Annotated in this window: 12 protein-coding genes and 1 riboswitch; of the genes, 7 read left to right on the top strand and 5 right to left on the bottom strand. The window is 69.2% G+C overall.

Annotated elements, in window-relative coordinates:
- Positions 1 to 94: 94 nt before the first annotated feature.
- On the top strand, positions 95 to 1,075 hold the full coding sequence (locus ACIBK6_RS26630) for a hypothetical protein (RefSeq protein WP_399053872.1): 981 nt from the start codon (positions 95 to 97) through the stop codon (positions 1,073 to 1,075).
- 79 nt (positions 1,076 to 1,154) lie between these two features.
- Complete coding sequence (def, locus tag ACIBK6_RS26625; RefSeq protein ID WP_399053871.1) at positions 1,155 to 1,787, top strand: peptide deformylase; 633 nt, start codon at positions 1,155 to 1,157, stop codon at positions 1,785 to 1,787.
- Positions 1,788 to 1,856: 69 nt separating this feature from the next.
- Here def and ACIBK6_RS26620 read toward each other — a convergent pair whose 3' ends face one another.
- Positions 1,857 to 2,870 (bottom strand): ribonucleotide-diphosphate reductase subunit beta, encoded by a 1,014-nt coding sequence (locus ACIBK6_RS26620; protein WP_399053870.1) that lies wholly within the window; start codon positions 2,868 to 2,870, stop codon positions 1,857 to 1,859.
- Positions 2,871 to 5,273: a ribonucleoside-diphosphate reductase subunit alpha gene (locus ACIBK6_RS26615; RefSeq protein ID WP_399053869.1), complete on the bottom strand. Its 2,403-nt coding sequence runs from the start codon at positions 5,271 to 5,273 to the stop codon at positions 2,871 to 2,873.
- 125 nt (positions 5,274 to 5,398) lie between these two features.
- Positions 5,399 to 5,558, bottom strand: a riboswitch (cobalamin riboswitch).
- An 87-nt stretch (positions 5,559 to 5,645) separates the two neighbouring features.
- Here ACIBK6_RS26615 and ACIBK6_RS26610 point away from each other — a divergent pair.
- Complete coding sequence (locus tag ACIBK6_RS26610; protein WP_399053868.1) at positions 5,646 to 6,233, top strand: Uma2 family endonuclease; 588 nt, start codon at positions 5,646 to 5,648, stop codon at positions 6,231 to 6,233.
- A gap of 66 nt (positions 6,234 to 6,299) precedes the next feature.
- Here the strand turns inward: ACIBK6_RS26610 and mctP are convergent, their stop codons facing one another.
- From mctP to ACIBK6_RS26595, 3 genes are all read right to left on the bottom strand, one after another.
- Positions 6,300 to 7,919, bottom strand: a complete 1,620-nt coding sequence (mctP, locus tag ACIBK6_RS26605) for a monocarboxylate uptake permease MctP (protein ID WP_399053867.1) — start codon at positions 7,917 to 7,919, stop codon at positions 6,300 to 6,302.
- Entirely contained in the window at positions 7,916 to 8,185 is a 270-nt protein-coding gene (locus ACIBK6_RS26600) for a DUF3311 domain-containing protein (protein WP_399053866.1), read from the bottom strand. Before ACIBK6_RS26600 ends, mctP begins: the two co-directional genes overlap by 4 nt.
- Positions 8,186 to 8,349: 164 nt before the next feature.
- The gene (locus tag ACIBK6_RS26595; protein ID WP_399053988.1) at positions 8,350 to 9,114 is read right to left on the bottom strand and encodes a GntR family transcriptional regulator; all 765 of its coding nucleotides are present in this window, start codon (positions 9,112 to 9,114) and stop codon (positions 8,350 to 8,352) included.
- 464 nt (positions 9,115 to 9,578) lie between these two features.
- Between ACIBK6_RS26595 and ACIBK6_RS26590 the strand changes: the two genes are divergently transcribed.
- From ACIBK6_RS26590 to ACIBK6_RS26575, 4 genes are all read left to right on the top strand, one after another.
- Complete coding sequence (locus tag ACIBK6_RS26590; protein ID WP_399053865.1) at positions 9,579 to 10,865, top strand: extracellular solute-binding protein; 1,287 nt, start codon at positions 9,579 to 9,581, stop codon at positions 10,863 to 10,865.
- A 76-nt stretch (positions 10,866 to 10,941) separates the two neighbouring features.
- Entirely contained in the window at positions 10,942 to 11,940 is a 999-nt protein-coding gene (locus ACIBK6_RS26585; RefSeq protein WP_399053864.1) for a carbohydrate ABC transporter permease, read from the top strand.
- 2 nt (positions 11,941 to 11,942) lie between these two features.
- Positions 11,943 to 12,812, top strand: coding sequence for a carbohydrate ABC transporter permease (locus ACIBK6_RS26580; protein ID WP_399053862.1), 870 nt, complete (start codon positions 11,943 to 11,945; stop codon positions 12,810 to 12,812).
- A gap of 9 nt (positions 12,813 to 12,821) precedes the next feature.
- Complete coding sequence (locus tag ACIBK6_RS26575) at positions 12,822 to 14,339, top strand: glycoside hydrolase family 3 protein (protein WP_399053861.1); 1,518 nt, start codon at positions 12,822 to 12,824, stop codon at positions 14,337 to 14,339.
- The last annotated feature ends 309 nt before the right edge of the window (positions 14,340 to 14,648 follow it).

The raw sequence follows: 14,648 nt of genomic DNA, 5'->3' as shown, positions 1-14,648 counted from the left end.
CCGGCTGGGCATGGTTGGATGCGAAAGAACCCAGAAAACTGGGCGACCGTAAGACCGACCCGCTAGTCGGGGCCGGTCTGGGCAGGCGGGAATCGTGAGGATCTTCGGCAAGGGACGGCACCGGCCCTCCGCCTCGTGGCGGCAGGCCACAGACCGTGCGTTCACGCTGATCGGTGACGGCAGGTACGAGGACGCCGGGGCGCTACTCACGCGCGCGGCGGACCTGGAGCCCTGGTTGTCCGAGTCCTGGTTCAACCTGGCACTCCTGCACAAGTTCCGGCACGACTGGGAGCAGGCGCGGGCCGCCGGGCTGCGCGCCGTGGCCCTGCTCGACAGGGAGACCGGCGCCCCCGACTGGTGGAACGTCGGCATCGCGGCCACCGCCCTCCAGGACTGGCCGCTGGCCCGCCGCTCCTGGCAGGCGTACGGACTGAAGGTGCCGGGCGAGGCCACCGGCAGCGGTGAGCCGGTCGGCATGGAGCTCGGCAGTGCCGCCGTGCGCCTCTCGCCGGAGGGCGAGGCCGAGGTGGTCTGGGGCCGCCGGCTCGACCCGGCCCGCATGGAGGTCCTCTCCATCCCGCTGCCGTCCTCCGGCCGCCGCTGGGGCGAGGTCGTGCTGCACGACGGCGTACCGCATGGCGAACGCACGACCGCGGCGGGCCCGTCCTTCCCCGTGTTCGACGAGATCGAGCTGTGGGCCCCCTCGCCCGTGCCCACCTGGGTGGTGCTGCTCGAAGCGGCCACCGAGGCCGACCGGGACGCCCTGGAGCGGCTCGCCGCCGACGCGGGCTTCGCCGCCGAGGACTGGTCCTCCTCCGTGCGCCTGCTGTGCCGCGCCTGCTCCGAGTCCCGGATGCCCAGCGACGAGGGCGACGGCGAGCACCTCGACCCGCACGACCACAGCGAGCCCGGCCACCCCGGCCCGCTCGGCCACCGCACGTCCGGCGACCTGTGGGTGCCCGAACGCGAATGCGGCATCGCGGCCCCCGCCGGACTGGTCCGTGGCCTGCTCGACGGCTGGGTCGCCGACAACCCGGACTCCCGCGAGTGGCGGGATCTGGAGGAAGTCTGCTGAGGCCGCGCCCGGCGACGGATTAGGCTGTACGGGATCGAAGCTGAGGTTTCAGCGTTTCTCAGGAAGGCGTACGGCGGACATGTCGCAGCAGGAGACGGACCAGCAGGTCGAGAACGACGGGTTCGTCGTGGACACGGAGGACTGCGAGGCGCGCGAGCTGGCCTTCCGCGAGCGCGGCACCGCCCGCCCGATCACGGTCGTCGGCAACCCGGTGCTCCACAAGGAGTGCAAGGACGTCACCGAGTTCGACGGCGAGCTGGCCGAGCTCATCGACGACATGTTCGCCAGCCAGAAGGCGGCGGAGGGCGTGGGCCTGGCCGCCAACCAGATCGGTGTGGACCTCAAGGTCTTCGTCTACGACTGCATGGACGACGAAGGGGTGCGGCACGTCGGCGTCGTCTGCAACCCGGTCCTCGAAGAGCTCCCGGCCGAGCTGCGGATCCTGGACGAGTCCAACGAGGGCTGCCTGTCGGTGCCGACCGCCTACGCGGAACTGGCCCGCCCCGACTACGCGGAAGTCAGCGGCCAGGACGCCGAGGGCAACCCGGTCAAGGTGCGCGGCACCGGCTACTTCGCGCGCTGCCTCCAGCACGAGACGGACCACCTGTACGGCTACCTGTACATCGACCGCCTCTCCAAGCGCGACCGCAAGGACGCCCTGAAGCAGATGGCCGAGGGCACCGCCCGCTACGAGACGGTCCCGAACAACTGACGTACGCCGTAGCCGACTTGAGGCCCCGCTCCCCCCGTGGGAGCGGGGCCTCGGCCGTTTTCGACCGGACTAGAAGTCCTCGTCGAAGCCCACCGAGCCCTCGACCGCCACCTGGTAGGCGGACGGGCGGCGCTCGAAGAAGTTCGTCAGCTCCTGGACGCCCTGGAGCTCCATGAACGAGAACGGGTTCTGCGAGCCGTACACCGGCGCGAAGCCCAGGCGCGTCAGGCGCTGGTCGGCGACGCACTCCAGGTACTCGCGCATCGACTCGGTGTTCATGCCGGGCAGGCCGTCACCGCACAGGTCGCGGCCGAACTGGAGCTCCGCCTCCACCGCTTCCTTGATCATGTCGGTGACCTGCTCCTGCAGCAGATCGTCGAAGAGCTCCGGCTCCTCCTTGCGGACGGTGTCCACGACCTCGAAGGCGAAGTTCATGTGCATCGTCTCGTCGCGGAACACCCAGTTGGTGCCGGTGGCCAGACCGTGCAGCAGGCCCCGGCTGCGGAACCAGTACACGTACGCGAAGGCGCCGTAGAAGAACAGGCCCTCGATGCAGGCCGCGAAGCAGATCAGGTTGAGCAGGAACCGGCGGCGGTCGGCCTGGGTCTCCAGGCGTTCCAGCTTCTCGACCTCGTTGATCCACTTGAAGCAGAACTGCGCCTTCTCGCGGATCGAGGGGATCTCCTCGACCGCGTCGAACGCGGCAGCGCGGTCCTCCGGGTCGGGCAGATAGGTGTCGAGCAGCGTCAGATAGAACTGGACGTGCACGGCCTCCTCGAAGAGCTGACGGCTCAAGTAGAGCCGCGCTTCGGGGGAGTTGATGTGCTTGTAGAGGGTCAGCACCAGGTTGTTCGAGACGATCGAGTCCCCGGTGGCGAAGAAGGCCACCAGGCGCCCGATCATGTGCTGCTCACCCGGCGTGAGCTTCGCGAGGTCGGCGACGTCGGAGTGGAGGTCGACCTCCTCGACGGTCCAGGTGTTCTTGATCGCGTCCCGGTAGCGCTCGTAGAAGTCCGGGTAACGCATGGGGCGCAGGGTGAGCTCGAAGCCCGGGTCCAGGAGGTTCTTGTTCTCGGTGGTCATTTACTGGCACGCCTCGCAGGACTCGGGGTTTTCGAGGGAGCAGGCGATCGCGTCCGCGTCGGGGGCGGCCTGCTGTACTGGGGGTGCCCCCGCCGAAGGCAGGGGGAGGATGGGGGTGGTGGCCTGGGCCGCGCGGGCGATGCGGGTCGCCGGGCGGGAGCGCAGGTAGTACGTCGTCTTCAGGCCCTGCTTCCAGGCGTACGCGTACATCGACGACAGCTTGCCGATGGTGGGCGTCTCCAGGAACAGGTTCAGCGACTGGGACTGGTCCAGGAACGGGGTCCGCGCGGCGGCCATGTCGATCAGGCCGCGCTGCGGGATCTCCCACGCCGTGCGGTACAGCGCGCGGACGTCGGCCGGGATCCAGCCGAAGTCCTGCACCGAGCCGCTGGCCTCGCGCAGCGCCTCGCGGGACTGGGCGTCCCACACGCCGAGCTTCTTGAGGTCATCGACCAAGTAGCCGTTCACCTGGAGGAATTCACCGCTCAGCGTCTCGCGCTTGAAGAGGTTGGAGACCTGCGGCTCGATGCACTCGTACACGCCCGCGATGGACGCGATGGTCGCGGTCGGCGCGATCGCGAGGAGCAGCGAGTTGCGCATGCCGACCGCGGCGATGCGCTCGCGCAGGGCCGCCCAGCGCTCCGGCCAGTTCAGCTCGACGTCGTAGTGGTCGGGGTGCAGCACCCCGCGCGCGGTGCGGGTCTTGTCCCAGGCGGGCAGCGGGCCCGACCGCTCGGCGAGGTCGGTGGACGCCTCGTAGGCGGTCAGCATGATCCGCTCGGAGAGCTTGGTGGAGAGCGCCTTCGCCTCGGGGGAGTCGAAGGGCAGGCGCAGCTTGAAGAAGACGTCCTGGAGGCCCATCGCGCCCAGGCCCACCGGGCGCCACTTGGCGTTGGAGCGGCCCGCCTGCTCGGTCGGGTAGAAGTTGATGTCCACGACGCGGTCGAGGAAGGTGACGGCGGTACGGACGGTCTCGTCCAGGCGCTCCCAGTCGATGCCGTCACCGACGACGAACGCACCCAGGTTGACCGAGCCGAGGTTGCAGACGGCCGTCTCGCCGTCGTCGGTCACCTCAAGGATCTCGGTGCACAGGTTGGAGGAGTGGACCGTGTGGCCGGGCTCCGCCGTCTGGTTGGCGGTGCGGTTGGAGGCGTCCTTGAACGTCATCCAGCCGTTGCCGGTCTGCGCGAGGGTACGCATCATGCGGCCGTACAGGTCGCGTGCGGGCATGGTCTTCTGGGCGAGCCCGGCCGCCTCGGCCTTGCGGTAGGCGGCGTCGAACTCCTCGCCCCACAGGTCGACGAGCTCGGGCACGTCGGCGGGCGAGAACAGCGACCACTGGCCGTCCGCGTCGACGCGGCGCATGAACTCGTCGGGGATCCAGTGCGCGAGGTTCAGGTTGTGCGTACGCCGCTGGTCCTCACCGGTGTTGTCGCGCAGCTCCAGGAACTCCTCGATGTCGGAGTGCCAGGTCTCCAGGTACACCGCCGCCGCGCCCTTGCGCCGGCCGCCCTGGTTGACCGCCGCGACCGAGGCGTCCAGCGTCTTGAGGAACGGGACGATGCCGTTGGAGTGCCCGTTGGTGCCCCGGATCAGCGAACCGCGGCTGCGGATGCGGGAGTACGAGAGCCCGATGCCGCCGGCGTGCTTGGAGAGGCGGGCGACCTGGTGGTAGCGGTCGTAGATGGAGTCCAGCTCGTCCAGCGGGGAGTCGAGCAGGTAGCAGGACGACATCTGGGGGTGGCGGGTGCCGGAGTTGAAGAGCGTGGGGGAGGACGGGAGGTAGTCCAGGCGGCTCATCAGGCCGTACAGGGACGCCACTTCGTCCAGGGCGCGCACCGAATCGTCCTCGGCGAGGCCGGACGCCACGCGCAGCATGAAGTGCTGGGGGGTCTCGATGACCTTGCGGGTGATCGGGTGGCGGAGCAGGTAGCGGGAGTAGAGGGTGCGCAGGCCGAAGTAGCCGAAGCGGTCGTCGGCGCCGTCGGCGAGCGCGGCCTCGACCAGGGCGTCCAGGCGGGTGGTGTGGGTGCGTACGAAGTCGGCGGTGCGGTCGGCGATCAGGCCCTCGCGGTGGCCGACCTCGACCGAGGCGGCGAACGACAACGCGCCCTGGCCGGCGGCCTCTTCGGCGATGGTGATCGTCAGGAGCCGGGCGGCGAGACGGGAGTACGCCGGGTCCTCGGAGATGAGCCCCGCGGCCGCCTCGGTGGCCAGGCTCCGCAGTTCCGCCTCGTCCGAGCGGGCGTTGCGGCCCCGGAGCGCGGCGGCGGCGACCCGGCCGGGGTCGGTGTCCGCGAGGTCGGCGGTGAGGTCGGTCAGGGTCCGCAGCAGCGCGGTCCCGGGCGCATCCGCCAGTTCTTCGGTGATCACTGAAGCGGGATCCGCTGGGGCGATGGTCACGTGGGGGCACTCCCTCGCTCGGCACGGGGCCTTCGGGGGAGGCGGAGGCGCGCGTCGGGGCAGCCCTGAGCACGTCGTCCACCGGCCCAACCGCGAGGCCCGGACGTCTCGGCACCCGGTTCGGTCGAGCCGGATGCGCCGTCGGCAGGTCCTCGGACTCACAGGGTGCGACAAACCGCACCAAGTACACCGTTGCGGGACAGTTCCGGATTTCCACCGGATTCCCCTGCGGCGACAGCGAGGACGAGCATACATGTGGGGGGCGCCGAGTGCGGCACCCCCCACATGTTGTGTCGGCCGCGATGCGGCATCCCTGTGACGTACCTCTCCGCTATCGTCGGAGACAGTACCGTCGAGGAAGGCGAGCGAGGCATGACCGTGATGTCCGACCGGCCCCACATGCTGCCCGACGAATTCGAAGCTCTGGCGCGCATAGCGGCCCGCGAGAGGGAGGGAACGCGGCTCGAATTCATCGACGGGGTAATCAGGAGCAAGGCCATGCCGGACGGCGACCACAACCGGATCATTCAGTGGCTGCTCAAGATCTGCATGCAGGCCCGGCCTGACGACCTCTTCCTGCACCCGGGGCAGGGGATCAAGGCGGAGGAATACCGGACTGGGCGGGCCATCCCCGATGCGGTGCTGGCTCATCCGGATGCCTTTGTCGGGCAGGGTGACTGGGTCGAACCCGAGCCGATCCTCATGGTCGTCGAGGTGACCTCGTGGGACTCCGATACCCACCGGCGGGACCACGTCGAGAAGCCCCGCGCCTACGCGGAGACAGGCATCCCCGTATACCTGCTCATCGACCGCGCCAAGTGTGAGATCTCCGTCTACAGCGAGCCCGAAGGCCGCCGGTACGCGGCGGTGCGCACGCTGCCCTTCGGCAGGGACATCGAGCTGCCCGAGCCCGTCGGCATTACCCTCCAGACCGAGCAGCTCAAGGACTGGGTGCGCTGACCGACCCACAGCGAAGGGCCGCGGCACCTGCCCAGGTGCCGCGGCCCTTCGTCGTACAACGGGAACTCAGTGGGCCGCGCCCGCCGTTGCGGGCGGCAGGTCCGTGCTCACTCCCGGGTCGCCCGCGTCGGCCGTGTAGTCCGACGGGGACGTCTCGTCCACGCCGTCCGGGGCCTTCACCGCGCGCAGGACGACGGTCAGGACCACGGTGACCACGACGTTCAGGACGAAGGCCGTCAGGCCGATGTAGCCGATCTCGCCGATGCCCGGGATCTCCTTTGAGGAGCCGCCGAAGTGCTTCTGGGTGGGCGAGGCGACGCCGTACGCCGCGAGCGTGCCGTACGCCATGCCGACCGCCCAGCCCGCGAGCAGCGCCCAGCGGTGGAACCAGCGCGTGAACAGGCCGCCGACCAGGGCCGGGAAGGTCTGCAGGATCCAGATGCCGCCGAGCAGCTGGAAGTTGATGGCCACGGTCTTGTCCATGGTCAGGACGAAGACCAGCGCGCCGACCTTCACCAGGAGCGAGACCAGCTTGGAGACCCGGGTCTCCTGCGCGGCCGTCGCGTCGGGCCGGATGAAGTCCTTGTAGATGTTGCGGGTGAACAGGTTCGCCGCCGCGATGGACATGATCGCCGCCGGGACCAGCGCGCCGATGCCGATCGCCGCGAAGGCCACGCCCGCGAACCAGTCCGGGAACATGTCCGCGAACAGCTGCGGGATCGCCAGCTGGCCGTTCTTGACGTTGACGCCCGCCGCGATCGCCATGAAGCCGAGCAGCGCGAGCAGGCCCAGCATCAGTGAGTACAGCGGCAGGATCGTGGTGTTGCGGCGGATCACGTTGCGGCTGCGCGAGGACAGCGTCGCGGTGATCGAGTGCGGATACATGAAGAGCGCGAGCGCCGAGCCGAGCGCGAGGGTGGCGTACGTCCACTGGCTCGCCTCGCCGGGCGCGAGCGCCCCCGTCGGCTTCCCGCCGGGCGGGCCCGCGAACTTGTGCTGCGCCGCGCTGAAGATGGCGTCGAAGCCGCCCAGCTTGATCGGGATGTAGATGATCGCCACCGCGATGACCAGGTAGATCAGCCCGTCTTTGACGAACGCGATCAGCGCGGGGGCGCGCAGCCCGGAGGAGTAGGTGTACGCCGCGAGCACCGCGAAGGCGATGAGCAGCGGCAGGTCCTTGACGAACCAGTTGGACGACCCGCCGCCCACCCCCATGACGTCCAACACGGCCTGGATGCCGACCAGTTGGAGCGCGATGTACGGCATGGTGGCGAGGATGCCGGTGACCGCGACCGCGAGCGACAGGCCCTTCGAGCCGAACCGGCCGCGCACGAAGTCCGAGGTGGTGACGTAGCCGTGCTTGTGCGAGACCGACCACAGGCGCGGCAGGAAGGTGAAGATCAGCGGGTAGACCAGGATCGTGTAGGGCACCGCGAAGAAGCCGGCCGCGCCCGCCGCGTACACGGCCGCGGGAACCGCTACGAAGGTGTACGCCGTATAGAGGTCGCCGCCGAGCAGGAACCAGGTGACCCAGGTGCCGAACGACCGCCCGCCCAGGCCCCATTCGTCGAGGCTCTGCTCGTTCTCGGCCTTGCGCCAGCGGGCGGCCAGGAAGCCGATCACGGTGACGGCCAGGAAGAAGAAGATGAAGACGCCGAGGGCGACGCCGTTCACGCCGTGCTTCACGCGGACGCACCCCCCTTCTTGTCGTCAGAGGTGCGCGAGCGCTGGTCGTGCTGCCAGAGCTTGTACGCGATCATCGTGAGCGCGGTGGATATCAGCACCCAGAGCATCTGGTACCAGTAGAAGAACGGGATGCCGCCGAGCGTCGGATCGGTCTTGGCGTACGAACTCACCCACAGCATCGCCACGAAGGGCGCGATCAGGCAGAGCGCGATGACCACGCGCAAGGGCGTGATCACCGGTCTCTTCACTTCCGTCGATTCCGGCATTGGGTGCTCCGTCCCCTCACGATCACCTGTGCGTTGGATCACTCCGGTAATGCGCAGGAAATCTAGGGGACAGTGCCAGCCAAGGGAACCCCCGTCCGGATAGCGGACGATGGCGTGGATGCCTGAGGTGCGAAAGGTGGCGGTGTGAAAGGTGAGGAGCGGCCTCAGTCGGCCGGGCGCTTGAGTCTCGCCACGAACTTGTACCGGTCGCCCCGGTACACCGACCGCACCCACTCCACCGGTTCGCCGTCGCCGTCGAGGGAGTGGCGGGACAGCATCAGCATCGGCAGGCCCACGTCGGTGCCGAGCAGTCCGGCCTCGCGCGGGGTGGCGAGCGAGGTCTCGATGGTCTCCTCGGCCTCCGCGAGGTGCACTCCGTACACCTCGGCGAGTGCGGTGTAGAGCGAGGTGTACTTGACCAGGGAGCGGCGCAGTGCGGGGAAGCGCTTGGCGGAGAGGTGGGTGGTCTCGATCGCCATCGGCTCGCCGCTCGCCAGGCGCAGCCGCTCGATGCGCAGCACCCGGCCGCCCGCCGCGATGTCGAGCAGTCCGGCCAGGGTGTCGTCGGCGGTGACGTAGCCGATGTCCAGGAGCTGCGAGGTCGGCTCCAGGCCCTGGGCCCTCATGTCCTCGGTGTACGAGGAGAGTTGCAGCGGCTGGGAGACCTTCGGCTTGGCGACGAAGGTGCCCTTGCCCTGGATGCGCTCCAGACGGCCCTCGACGACCAGCTCCTGAAGGGCCTGGCGGACCGTGGTGCGGGAGGTGTCGAACTCGGCGGCGAGGGTGCGCTCGGGGGGCACCGGGGTGCCGGGCGGAAGGGTTTCCGTCATCTCCAGCAAGTGGCGCTTGAGGCGGTAGTACTTGGGCACGCGGGCGGTACGGACGCCGACGCCCGCCTCCGTCTCGCTGCCGCTCCCGTCGGTGGCCATGGCCTGCCTTCCCGAGTGGTGCGCTGCTGCCGTCACCGGCTCCTCCGTCTGTCGCGGCTCACATGGTGGCACGGACCGGTCACGGGTCGTCGCCCTCCGTCAGGGTGTCGGTCCGGTAACGCGATCGACAGCCCTTCTTATACACCGCCGCGCGGCGGACGTGCGGGGGAGTATGCAAGTTGGTCTAAACCATTAAAGCCCAAGGTGACGTTCCGGGGGCAGCGCCAGGTGGGCGAATCGGGCCCGTGGGGCTGGAGTTGCGGGGAGTCGTGGACGGTGAGGTGTCGGTCCGATAACGGACGGTCTCGGCGTTCTTATCGACCCTTGACACCCCTAAAGGTCTAGGCCAAGCTCCCGGTACTGGTCTAAACCATTAAAGACCAGAACCCAGCCCCACGGGCAGTACTCGTCGTATGTGGCATCGCGGTGGGCGGGGGGTTTCAGTCATCCCTGAGGAGAGTGGCGTGAAGCGCAAGCTCATCGCGGCGATCGGCGTCGCGGGCATCATGATCGGCGCCGCGGCCTGCGGCGGCAGTGACAGCAAGAACAACGGCGCCGCCGGGGGCAGCGACGCCAAGGAGCTCACCGTCTGGCTGACGGTCGACGCGCAGAAGAACTGGCCCGAGCTGGTGAAGGCGGCCGACGACGCCATCGTCGCCAAGCACCCGGGTCTGAAGATCAATCACGAGTACTACGGCTGGCCGGACAAGAACGCCAAGCTGGACGCCGTCCTCGCCACCGACAAGGCGCCGGACGTGGTCGAGATGGGCAACTCCGAGATGCTCTCCTACTCGCTCAAGGGCGCGTTCGCCGAGGTCGACCCCTCGAAGTTCGACAACTCCGCCGCCTGGCTGGACGGCCTCAAGGCCTCCGTCACGTACGACGGCAAGACCTACGGCGTCCCCTACTACGCCGGTGGCCGCAATGCGATCTGGCGCAAGGACATCGCCGCCGACGCGGGCATCAGCGCCACCCCGAAGACGTACCCCGAGCTGACCGCCGACCTGGACAAGATCCAGGCCAAGCAGGGCGACAAGTTCAGCGCCTGGTACCAGCCCACCCGCGACTGGTACGCGGCCATGTCCTTCGTGTACGACGCCGGCGGCTCCATCGCCAAGGAGGACGGCGGCAACTTCAAGGCCAACCTGTCCTCGCCGGAGTCCGTCAAGGGCCTCACCGAGTTCAAGAACGTCGTCGACAAGTACATGAAGGGCGACAAGACGAAGGACGAGTCCGACCGTCCGATCGTCTACGGCCAGGGCAAGTCCGGCCTGGTCTTCAGCCCCGCCTGGGAAGGTGCCAACGCGGCCCTGCCCGAGAACGACAAGGTCGGCAAGCTCGCTGACAAGATCGAGAGCTTTGTGATGCCGGGCCCGTCCGGCAAGGCCATGCCGGTCTTCCTCGGCGGCTCCGACCTCGCCGTCCCGGTCAAGTCCAAGGCGCAGGGCCTCGCGGCCGAGTGGATCAACGCGCTCACCGGCACCCAGGGCCAGAAGGGCCTGATCGCCAAGGGCAACCTGCCCAACAACAAGACCGACCTCGCACCGCTGAAGTCGGACCCGAAGGCGGCCGTCGCGGCCACCGCGGCCGAGTCCAGCTGGTTCGTCCCGATGGCGCCGGGCTGGGGCCAGATCGAGAAGGCCCAGGTCCTGCAGACCATGCTGCAGAACATCGGCACCGGCAAGCAGACGGTCGAGGCCGCCGCGAAGGACGCGGACGCCGCGATCGACAAGGTCATCAACAGCAAGTGACCTTTTGGGCAGGGCCCCGTCGCGACGACGGGGCCCTGCCCGGCCAGTTCCAGAGAGGGATCACCAGGAGCGCGCGATGAGTGCCGCAGAGACAACCACCGCCAAGGTGCCGCCGGCGCGGCGCGACCCACTACCGGGTGCTGGATCCGGTCGACCCGGCAAGCCGGGCAAGAAGCGCGGCACGGGCGGGGGAGCGGCGGTGCCCTGGGCACTCCTCGCCCCCTGCCTGCTCGTCCTCGCGCTCGTCCTCGGCTATCCGCTGGTACGCCTCATCAGCCTGTCCTTCCAGAAGTTCGGGCAGCCGCAGCTGTGGGGCTTCAAGCCCGCCGAGTCGGTCGGCCTCGACAACTTCACCAACGTCCTCGGTGACGCCGAGTTCTGGCGCGTCGTCGTGCGCACCATCCTCTTCGCCGCCACCGCGGTCGTCCTGACCATGGTCATCGGCATGCTGATCGCCCTGCTGCTCCAGCGGGTGTCCGGCTGGGTCAAGACGCTCATCAACATTGCCCTGGTGGCGAGTTGGGGCATGCCCATCGTCGTGGCGATCACCGTCTTCAAGTGGATGTTCGACACCGACTTCGGCGTCCTGAACTGGCTGCTCAGCCAGCTGCCCGGGGTCGACCTGCACGGTCACAACTGGTTCGCCGACGGCACCCAGGGACTCGCCGTCATCATGCTGCTCGTGGTCTGGGGCGCGGTGCCGTTCGTCGTCATCACCCTCAGCGCCGGCCTCACCCAGGTCCCCAAGGAACTCGAAGAGGCCGCCCGGCTCGACGGCGCCGGCTCCTGGGGCGTGTTCCGGCACGTCACCCTGCCGATCCTCAAGCCCATCATCGTGATGCTCGCGACCCTCTCGGTCATCTGGGACATGGGCGTCTTCCCGCAGGTCTTCGTGATGCGCGGCGGCCACCCCGAGGCCGAGTTCCAACTGCTCACCACGTACTCGTACGACAGGGCCTTCGTGGTCAACGACTACTCCCAGGGCTCCGCGATCGCCCTGCTCACCGTGATCCTGCTGCTCGGCGTGATCGCGGTCTACATGCGTCAGATGCTGAAGATCGGAGAGGTGGAGTAACGATGGCTGCCTCGACGGCCGCGGCGACCGCCGCCACCCGCCACAAGCCCGCCCGCAAGAAGACCAAGCTCGGCTGGAACCTGCTCGGCCTGCTCGTCTTCGTCACCGCGGGCTTCCCGGTCTACTGGATGCTGAACACCGCGTTCAAGCCGGCCAAGGACGCGATCGACCCCGATCCGCACCTGTTCCCGACCCACTTCACGCTCGACAACTTCAAGCGGGCGCTCCAGATCGGCGACTTCTGGGGCTCGATCGGGCGGTCGCTGACCGTCTCCCTGGTCGTGGTCCTGATCGGCATCGCGGTCGGCCTGCTCGCCGCGCTCGCCATCTCCCGGTTCGCCTTCCGCGGCCGCAAGATCGTCATCGTCGGCATCCTCGCGGTCCAGATGGTGCCGCTGGTCGCCATGATCATCCCGGTCTTCCTACTGCTCAACGACCTCGGTCAGTACGACAAGCTCTCGGGCCTGATCATCACGTACCTGACCTTCATCCTCCCCTTCACGGTGTGGACGCTGCGCGGATTCATCGTCAACGTCCCCAAGGAGCTGGAGGAGGCGGCCATGGTCGACGGCTGCACCCGCACCGGCGCGTTCATCCGGGTGGTCTTCCCACTGCTCGCCCCCGGCATGGTGGCGACCTCGGTCTACGGTTTCATCCAGGCGTGGAACGAGTATCTCTACGCCCTGATGCTGATGAGCCAGAACCACCAGACCGCGACCGTGTGGCTGTCCAACTTCACCACCCAGCACGGCACCGAGTACGCCCCGATGATGGCCGGTTCCACCATGATGGCCGTCCCCATCGTGGTTCTCTTCCTCCTCGTCCAGCGCAAGATGGCCGCGGGTCTGACGGCCGGCGCAGTGAAGGGATAACCCCGCCCCATGACGACAATGACCACGGGTTCCGACACGCTGACCCGCGATGCCCTCGCCGTCCTCCAGCCCGGGTTCGTCGGTACCAGCGCGCCCGACTGGCTGCTGCGCCGCATCGGCGAAGGGCTCGCCTCCGTCGGCCTGTTCGGCCGCAACATCGCGACCGGGCCCCAAGTGGCCGTGCTCACCGCCCAGTTGAGGGCCGAGCGGGACGACCTCCTGGTGGCCATCGACGAGGAGGGCGGTGACGTCACCCGCATCGAGGTCCGCTCCGGCTCGTCCTTCCCCGGCAACCTCGCGCTCGGCGCGGTCGACGACGTGGACCTGACCCGCGAGGTCGCCCGGGAGCTCGGCCGCCGGCTCGCCGAGTGCGGCGTCAACCTCAACTGGGCGCCGTCCGCCGACGTGAACTCCAACCCGGACAACCCGATCATCGGCGTCCGGGCCTTCGGGGCCGAGCCCGCTCTGGTGGCCCGGCACACGGCGGCCTACATCGAGGGCCTCCAGGCCGCCGGGGTCGCCGCCTGCACCAAGCACTTCCCCGGCCACGGCGACACCAATGTCGACTCGCACCACGCGATGCCCCGCATCGATGTGGACCTCGACACGCTGCACGCCCGTGAGCTGGTGCCCTTCCGCGCCGCGATCGCGGCGGGTTCCAAGTCGGTCATGAGTGCGCATATCCTTCTTCCCGCGCTCGACCCCGCCCGTCCCGCCACGCTCAGCCCGCGCATCCTCACCGGACTGCTGCGCGAGGAGCTCGGCTACGACGGGCTGATCGTCTCGGACGCGGTGGAGATGCGGGCCATCGCCGGGACGGTCGGCATCGAGCGAGGCTCCGTGCTCGCGATCGCGGCGGGCGCCGACGCCCTGTGCGTCGGCGGCGGCCTGGCCGACGAGGACACCGTGCTGCGGCTGCGCGACGCGCTGGTCACGGCGGTACGGGACGGCGAACTGGCCGAGGAACGCCTGGCCGACGCCGCCGCACGGGTGCGTGCGCTGGCGGCGTGGACCCAGCGCGCCAGGGGGGATGTGACGGCGCCGGGCGCGGCGGTGCAGGAGGGGACCGCGCCCGGCACCGGCAGCGGCATCGGCCTGGTGGCCGCGCGCCGGGCCGCCCGCATCACCGCCTCGCCGACGTGGCGCCCGGTCGGGTCGGCGCCGTACGTGGCGACCTTCACGCCCGTCATGAACATCGCGGTGAGCAGCGAGACCCCCTGGAGCATCGGCGGCGAGCTCGCCGCCCTGCTGCCCGGCACCGCGAGCGGCACCTACGGCCCGGACAGCGCCGCCGCCGATGTGCTCGCGGCGGCGGGGGAGCGCCGGATCGTCGCGGTCGTACGCGATGAACACCGCCACCCCTGGATGGCGGCGGCCCTGGACGGCCTCCTCGCGGCCCGTCCGGACACGATCGTGGTCGAGATGGGCGTGCCCCGCGCCACCCCGCGCGGCGCGCTGCACATCGCCACGCACGGTGCGGCCCGGGTGTGCGGCCGCGCGGCGGCGGAGGCCATCGCGGGGGTCTAGCGGGGATCTGGGGGAGCACCCTTACCGCAAGGGCCGAAGAGGCGGAGTGACAGCCGGCGGGCTGTCGCTCCGCCCTTCGGCATGTCCGGACTCCGGGCATTTTGCTCCGTTCCGGGAGGTACGGAAGGACGGGCCCGGATGTCCGCGAGGGCAGATCCGCATGGTCCGGTCCGGCCGCGCCGGGCGCCGAGGGGGGTGTGGCCTGGTGGTCTCCGCGCGTTTGACAGTATGTCAATCGATCTCTGGCATACGGGGGTTGACACCGCAAGTTGGTCTAGTCCAGCTTGGAAGAAAGCAAGTTCGGTCGGA

Origin of the sequence: Streptomyces sp. NPDC050485 (assembly GCF_044458185.1) — a bacterium.
Lineage (GTDB): Bacteria > Actinomycetota > Actinomycetes > Streptomycetales > Streptomycetaceae > Streptomyces.
This window is presented reverse-complemented; position numbering and strand designations above follow the sequence as displayed.

Coding starts and splice junctions, on each gene's coding strand:
- ACIBK6_RS26575 (WP_399053861.1), top strand. CDS start 12,822: ATGACGACAATGACCACGGGTTCCGACACGCTGACCCGCGATGCCCTC.
- ACIBK6_RS26580 (WP_399053862.1), top strand. CDS start 11,943: ATGGCTGCCTCGACGGCCGCGGCGACCGCCGCCACCCGCCACAAGCCC.
- ACIBK6_RS26595 (WP_399053988.1), bottom strand. CDS start 9,114: ATGGCCACCGACGGGAGCGGCAGCGAGACGGAGGCGGGCGTCGGCGTC.
- ACIBK6_RS26585 (WP_399053864.1), top strand. CDS start 10,942: ATGAGTGCCGCAGAGACAACCACCGCCAAGGTGCCGCCGGCGCGGCGC.
- ACIBK6_RS26600 (WP_399053866.1), bottom strand. CDS start 8,185: ATGCCGGAATCGACGGAAGTGAAGAGACCGGTGATCACGCCCTTGCGC.
- ACIBK6_RS26620 (WP_399053870.1), bottom strand. CDS start 2,870: ATGACCACCGAGAACAAGAACCTCCTGGACCCGGGCTTCGAGCTCACC.
- ACIBK6_RS26610 (WP_399053868.1), top strand. CDS start 5,646: ATGACCGTGATGTCCGACCGGCCCCACATGCTGCCCGACGAATTCGAA.
- def (WP_399053871.1), top strand. CDS start 1,155: ATGTCGCAGCAGGAGACGGACCAGCAGGTCGAGAACGACGGGTTCGTC.